Annotated in this window: 7 protein-coding genes; 6 read left to right on the top strand and 1 reads right to left on the bottom strand. The window is 65.9% G+C overall.

All coding sequences use genetic code 11. From position 1 onward, the window contains the following. The 3 genes from VK533_RS13600 to VK533_RS13590 all read left to right on the top strand — a co-directional run. A partial coding sequence (locus VK533_RS13600) for a cytochrome b (protein WP_414712310.1) occupies positions 1 to 609 on the top strand: 609 nt, incomplete at its 5' end. A gap of 23 nt (positions 610 to 632) precedes the next feature. After that, positions 633 to 1,460 carry a cytochrome c1 gene (locus tag VK533_RS13595; RefSeq protein ID WP_324378533.1) on the top strand — a complete coding sequence of 276 codons (828 nt, stop codon included), beginning with the start codon at positions 633 to 635 and terminating at the stop codon, positions 1,458 to 1,460. Positions 1,461 to 1,476: 16 nt separating this feature from the next. After that, positions 1,477 to 1,641: a hypothetical protein gene (locus VK533_RS13590; protein ID WP_324378531.1), complete on the top strand. Its 165-nt coding sequence runs from the start codon at positions 1,477 to 1,479 to the stop codon at positions 1,639 to 1,641. Positions 1,642 to 1,667: 26 nt separating this feature from the next. On the opposite strand, the gene VK533_RS13585 is transcribed toward VK533_RS13590, so the two are convergent. Further along, a complete protein-coding gene (locus tag VK533_RS13585; protein WP_324378529.1) occupies positions 1,668 to 1,877 on the bottom strand; it encodes a hypothetical protein in 210 nt (69 codons plus the stop codon). Between the two features lie 103 nt (positions 1,878 to 1,980). On the opposite strand from VK533_RS13585, the gene mutS reads away from it, so the two are divergent. From mutS to glnD, 3 genes are all read left to right on the top strand, one after another. Further along, a complete protein-coding gene (gene mutS / locus VK533_RS13580) occupies positions 1,981 to 4,557 on the top strand; it encodes a DNA mismatch repair protein MutS (protein WP_324378535.1) in 2,577 nt (858 codons plus the stop codon). Positions 4,558 to 4,589: 32 nt separating this feature from the next. After that, positions 4,590 to 4,874 (top strand): hypothetical protein, encoded by a 285-nt coding sequence (locus VK533_RS13575; protein ID WP_324378527.1) that lies wholly within the window; start codon positions 4,590 to 4,592, stop codon positions 4,872 to 4,874. Positions 4,875 to 4,914: 40 nt separating this feature from the next. Further along, a partial coding sequence (glnD, locus tag VK533_RS13570; RefSeq protein WP_324378526.1) for a [protein-PII] uridylyltransferase occupies positions 4,915 to 6,525 on the top strand: 1,611 nt, incomplete at its 3' end.

Raw genomic sequence — 6,525 nt, 5'->3', positions numbered from 1 at the left:
GTCGAGGTGAAGGGGCCGCAGGATACGGTGCCGTTCCATCCTTATTATACGGCCAAGGACGGCATGGGCCTGGGCGTGTTCCTGATCGTGTTCGCGGTCCTGCTGTTCTTCTATCCGAACACGCTCGGCCACCCGGACAATTATATCCAGGCCAACCCACTCTCGACGCCCGCGCACATCGTGCCCGAATGGTATTTCTGGCCCTTCTACGCGATCCTGCGCGCCTTCACGGTCAACTGGCTGTGGATCCCGGCAAAGCTGTGGGGCGTGCTGGCGATGTTCTCGTCGATCCTGCTGCTGTTCTTCCTGCCCTGGCTCGACAATTCGCCGGTCCGTTCGGCCAATTATCGTCCGGCCTACCGCATCGCCTTCTGGGTGCTCGTCGTCGACGTGCTGATCCTGGGCTATATCGGCAAGAGCCCGGCGGAAGAGCCCTATGTGCGGATCGGCCAGCTCGCCGCGATGTATTATTTCGCGCACTTCCTGCTGATCGTGCCGATCATCGCGCTCGTGGAAAAGACCAAGCCGCTGCCCAATTCGATCTCGGAATCGGTGCTGCACGGTGAAGCCGCAGAGGCCGCGCCGATCGGCGTCGGCTCGGCTCACTGATCGGCCAAGGGGGACTTTAGAAAATGCTTCGCTTCCTGGCTGGTCTGGTCGGACTCGGTTTCGTCTCGGCCCTCTTCATCGCTTTCGTGATGCCGCGTGAGAAGGTCGAACCCACCGCGCCGTCTGTCTATCACCTGCCCGAAAAGGAGGTTAAATTCTCCTTCGACGGCCCATTCGGCATCTATGATCGCGAGCAGCTTCAGCGCGGCTTCCAAGTCTACAAGGAAGTCTGCTCGGCCTGCCACTCGATGAAGCTGGTTGCCTTCCGCGATCTGGAAGAGCTCGGTTTCACCAAGCCCGAGGTCAAGGCGATCGCCAAGCAATGGCCGGTCGAGGTTCCCTCGATCAACCCCGACACCGGCGAGCCGGCAACGCGCAAGGCGATCCCGAGCGATTATTTCCCGTCGCCTTATGCGAACGAGACTGCTGCTCGCGCCGCGAACAACAATGCGCTGCCGCCGGACATGTCGCTGCTCGCCAAGGCGCGTGAGGGCGGGGCGCACTACATCTATTCGATCGTCACCGGCTATCAGCCGCAGCCCGCGGATCTGCTCAAGCGGTTCCCGGACGCCAAGACGCCGACGGGTCTCCACTACAATCCCTATTACGCGAACCTCAACATCGCGATGCCGCCGCCGCTCGTCGCCGACGGTCAGGTGACCTATTCGGACGGCAAGAAGGCCTCGGTCGATCAGATGGCGCAGGATGCCGCGGCATTCCTGATGTGGGCAGCCGAACCGAAGCTCGAGAATCGCCACCGTTGGGGCATCGTCGTGCTGATCTATCTGCTGATCGCCACCGGTCTGGCGTACGGCGCCTACCGCAACATCTGGCGCGACCAGAAGCATTGATCGCGGGCGCCGGCCGGTGACCGAGCCGGCGCTCCTTTCCATCTCCATGCTCGCCGTCTTCGCGCTTGCGCTGGGCGGCGGCTGGATTCTCACGAAACGGTCTGAAAAGAAGCAGGGCGTGCTGATGCTGATCGCGGCAGCGGTGCTGCTCGCGAATATCCTGATCTGGGCTTGGCCTTAGTCTCTCGCGGGCGCCCAGGAGATAAATCAGACGATATCGCGTCCCGTGACGAAACCGGGGATCGGCGTCGACGGATGGCCTTCCTCGGCACCGAGCCGCCCGATGATCAACAGGCACACCGCTTCCTCGCGCGTCGGCTTGGGATCGGGGTGGCGCTCGACCCAGGCATCGATCGCCTCGATCTGAGTCGGGCCGAACTCGATCAACAGTACGGTCTTGGGTTCCGATTCCGACATATCCACAGGTTGCTGCGGGGCGGCGCCCCGGTCAAGCGAATCGCCCTTCCGTTCGCTGGCCGGCAACCGCTAAGCCGGGACGGTGAGCGGCGAACCCACCCCGATGATGGCGCAATATCATGCGCTCAAGGCGCAGGCGCCCGATTGCCTGCTCTTCTACCGGATGGGCGACTTCTTCGAATTGTTCTTCGACGACGCGAAGGCTGCGTCCGCGACGCTCGATATCGCGCTTACCACGCGCGGCGAGCATGACGGCGAACCGATTCCGATGTGCGGCGTGCCCGCGCACAGCCACGAGGCCTACCTCGCCCGCCTGATCAAGGGCGGCCATCGCGTCGCCATCGCCGAACAGACCGAGACGCCCGAACAGGCGAAGAAACGCGGCGGCAGCAAGGCTCTGGTCGCGCGCGGTATCGTCCGCATCGTCACGCCCGGCACGCTGACCGAGGAAGTGCTGCTCGACGCGCGCGCCGCCAACTGGCTGGTTGCGGTGGCGAAAGCGGGCGGCACGCTCGGGCTGGCGGCGGCGGACATTTCGACCGGACGGTTCGAGATCGTCGCGGTCGGCGCCAACATGGTCGACGCGGAGCTCGCGCGGCTAAACCCGGCCGAGGTGGTCGCGCCTGAGGGTTTCGACCTCGTCACCGATTATCCGCTGACGGTCGCGGGCGGCTTTGACAGCAATGCGGCCGAGCGCCGGCTCAAATCCTTGTTCAACGTCGCCACGCTCGACGGCTGGGGCGAGTTCAGCCGCGCCGAGTTGAGCGCCGCCGGCGGCCTGCGCGCTTATCACGAACGCGCCGGGCAGGGTGCCTTGCCCTTCCTTCAGCCGCCGATCCGCCGCGCGGTCGCCGATCATATGATGATCGACGCCGCGACGCGCGAAAGCCTGGAGATCGTCTGCGCGACCAACGGCAGCCGCAAGGGCAGCCTGCTCGACGCGATCGACCGCACCGTCACCGGCGGCGGCGCGCGGCTGCTCGGCAGCGATCTCGCCGCGCCGCTGACCGATCGCGCCGCGATCGACGCGCGGCTCGAACTGGTCGGCTTCCTCCACGACGATCCTGATCTGCGCGCGCGCCTGCGCGCCGCTTTGCGCGCCTTGCCCGATGTCGGCCGCGCGCTCGGTCGTCTTGCCGCCGGGCGCGGCTCTCCACGCGATCTTGGCCAACTCCGCGACGGGCTCGATCAGGGCTATCGATTGCACGACATCCTCAAGGTAACGCCGCGCCCGGCCTTGCTCGACGCATTGCTGCCCGCCTTCCTCGGCCATGGCGAGCTGGTCGACCGGCTGCAGCGCGCGCTCGTGCCGTCCCCGCCGATCGACACCGCACAGGGCAATTACATCGCCGAAGGCTATGACGCGACGCTCGATGCGTTGCGGATGCGCGGCGGGGAAGGGCGGCGCGCCATCGCCGCGCTTGAGGCCAGCTATCGCGACAAGACCGGCATTTCGCAGCTCAAGATCCGCCACAACAATGTGCTCGGCTTCCATATCGAGGTGCCGGCCAGGGTCGCCGATCCGTTGATGCGTGCCGAATCGGGCTTCACCCATCGCCAGACATTGGCGGGCGTGGTCCGCTTCAACGCGCCCGAACTGCACGATCATGCGAGCGAAGTCGGGCAGGCCGGCAGTCACGCACTCGCCGCCGAGGCCGCGCATCTCGAAGAGTTGATCGGCTTCGCGTTAGCCCGCGCGCGCGAAATCGCGATCACGGCCGACGCGCTCGCCCGGCTCGACGTCGCCGCCGGGCTTGCCGAACGCGCGGCCGAGGGCAGCTGGTGCCGGCCGGCTTTGGTCGAACATCCCTGCCTCGAAATCAGCGAAGGCCGCCATCCCGTCGTCGAAAGCGCGGTCGCGGCCTCGGGCGGGCGTTTCGTCGCCAATGATTGCAACCTGGGGCAGCACGACCGGCTGTGGCTCGTCACCGGGCCCAATATGGGCGGCAAGTCGACCTTCCTGCGCCAGAATGCGGCGATCCTGATCCTCGCTCAGGCGGGCAGTTTCGTGCCCGCCGCCCGCGCGACGCTCGGTTTGTGCGATCGCCTGTTCAGCCGCGTCGGCGCGTCGGACAATCTCGCGCGCGGCCGATCGACCTTCATGGTCGAGATGGTCGAGACCGCCGCGATCCTCGCGCAGGCGACCGAACGCTCGTTCGTCATCCTCGACGAGGTCGGGCGCGGCACCTCCACCTATGATGGCCTCGCCATCGCCTGGGCGGTGGTCGAGGCGGTCCACGACATCAATAAATGCCGCTGCCTGTTCGCGACCCATTATCACGAGCTGACGCGGCTGGCGGAGCGGCTCGACGCGCTCAGCCTCCACCATGTCCGCGCACGCGAGTGGAAGGGCGAACTCGTCCTGCTGCATGAGCTCGCGAAAGGCCCGGCCGACCGCAGCTACGGTCTTGCCGTCGCGCGCCTCGCCGGATTGTCGCCGGCCGTCGTCGGCCGCGCCAAGGATGTGTTGAAGCGGCTGGAGGCGGGCCGGGCCGCCACGGGCGGGCTCGCAGCAGGGCTCGATGATCTGCCGCTCTTCGCCGCAGCGGCGGCTGTCGAGGACCTTCAGCCCGACGCTTTGCGCGAAGCGGTCGCGGCGATCGATGCGGACGCTTTGGCCCCGCGTGAGGCGCTCGATCTGATCTACAAGCTCAAGGCGCTGCTCGCTGAAGGTTCATGACCGGGCAATCGGCACCCCACCACGGAGAGGACATGCAACGGCCGACCCATATCCTCAATGCCGCGTCGAACCTGCTGGGCATCGCGCTCCTGATCATCGCCGGCCTCAATGTCAGCCATATCGCCGACAAGAGCTTCGCCGACGAGATCGCCTGGATCGCGGCGGTCTGCCTCGCGGGTTCTTGCCTGCTGTCCTACCTCGCGCTCCGCCACGAACGGCGCGGCGCGGTCGCCGAGCTCTGGGCGGATCGCATCTTCCTGGCTGGCCTGGCGACCCTGATCGGATCGATCGTCGTGCTCGCGATCGGCAACCGCTGAATCGGGTGACGTCTTAACCCACAGCCCCTATCTGGGCCCTATGGCCACTCGCTTCGAAGCCCTGCCGCAACGGCGCGCGATCATCGATCGGCGCGGGTTGGCGGATGCGCTCACCGCGTTGGAAGGCGATGGCCCGGCGGCGTTGCGCGCCGCTGCGACGCCACTGCTGCGCGACGCGCTCGAAAAGGGGCGGACCGAAATCGCCCGCCGGCTGGCCGAACATCCCAGCCGGGGCGCGGAAATCGCCGCCTCTTACGCCTTCCTCACCGATCAGCTGCTCCGGCTCTGCTTCGATTTCACGCTCCAGCGCCTCTATCGCAACAACCATCCCACTGCCGGCGAGCGGCTCTGCCTGATCGCGGTCGGCGGCTATGGGCGCGGCGAGATGGCGCTCCATTCGGACATCGACATCGGCTTCATCACCCCATGGAAGCAGACCGGCTGGGTCGAACAGGTGATCGAATCGATCCTCTACATGCTGTGGGACCTCGGCCTGAAGGTCGGCCATTCGAGCCGCTCGCTCGACGATATGGTGCGCATGGCGAAGAGCGATCTTACGATCTGCACCGCCCTGCTCGAGGCGCGCTACGTATGGGGCGATCAGGCGCTGTACGACGAAGCCGCGGCGCGCTTCGACCGCGAGGTCCAGGCCGGCACCGCGCGCAGCTTCGTCACCGCCAAGCTGAAGGAACGCAACGATCGCCACGAACGGATGGGCGACAGCCGCTACGTCGTCGAACCCAATCTGAAGGAAGGGAAGGGGGGCTTACGCGATCTCCACGCGCTCTTCTGGATCGGCAAATATGTCTACAAGGTGCGTACGCCCGCCGAACTGGTCGAGAAAGGCCTGTTCAGCGCCGACGAATTTCGCCGTTTCCGCCGCGCCGAGAACTTCCTGTGGGCGGTGCGCTGCCACCTCCACATCCTCACCCGCCGCGCCGAGGATCGGCTGACGTTCGACGTCCAGGCCGAGATTGCGCACCGCATGCACTATGCCGAGCGCCCAGGCCGCAGCGCGGTCGAGCGCTTCATGCGCCATTATTTCCTGACCGCGAAGGAAGTCGGCGACCTGACCGGCGTGTTCCTGGCGCATCTCGATGAGGAATTCGCCGGGCGCGGCAGCCGGTTCGGCCTGCCCAGCCTGCGCCGGAAACCCCGTAAACTGGAGGGTTTTCTGCTCGATCGGGGCCGGTTGAAGGCCCCCGACGACACGTTTTTCGCCGAGGATCCGGTGCGTTTGATCCAGTTATTCTGGCTGGCGGACAAGCACGGGGTCGAAATTCACCCCCTCACCATGCGTCAGGCGGGCCGCGATTCGCGCCTGATCGACGGCAAAGTGCGCGAAGATGCGCGCGCCAACGGCCTGTTTCTCGACGTTCTGACGTCGCCGCGTAACCCCGAAATGGTGCTGCGCTGGGCCAACGAGGCGGGTGTTTTCGGCCGTTTCATGCCCGATTTCGGCCGCGTCGTCGCGCAGATGCAGTTCGATATGTACCATCATTACACGGTCGACGAGCATTCGCTGCGCGCGATCGGGCTGCTTTCGAAGATCGAAAAAGGCGAGCTGGAGGAGGACCATCCGCTCGCGTCGAAGATCTTCAAGCAGATCGTGCTGCGCCGTGCGCTCTATGTCTCGGTGCTGCTGCACGAT

Source organism: Sphingomonas sp. (assembly GCF_035317925.1).
Taxonomy (GTDB): domain Bacteria; phylum Pseudomonadota; class Alphaproteobacteria; order Sphingomonadales; family Sphingomonadaceae; genus Sphingomonas_I.
The sequence above is the reverse complement of the archived record's forward strand: the minus strand, read 5'-3'. Positions and strand labels throughout refer to the sequence as shown.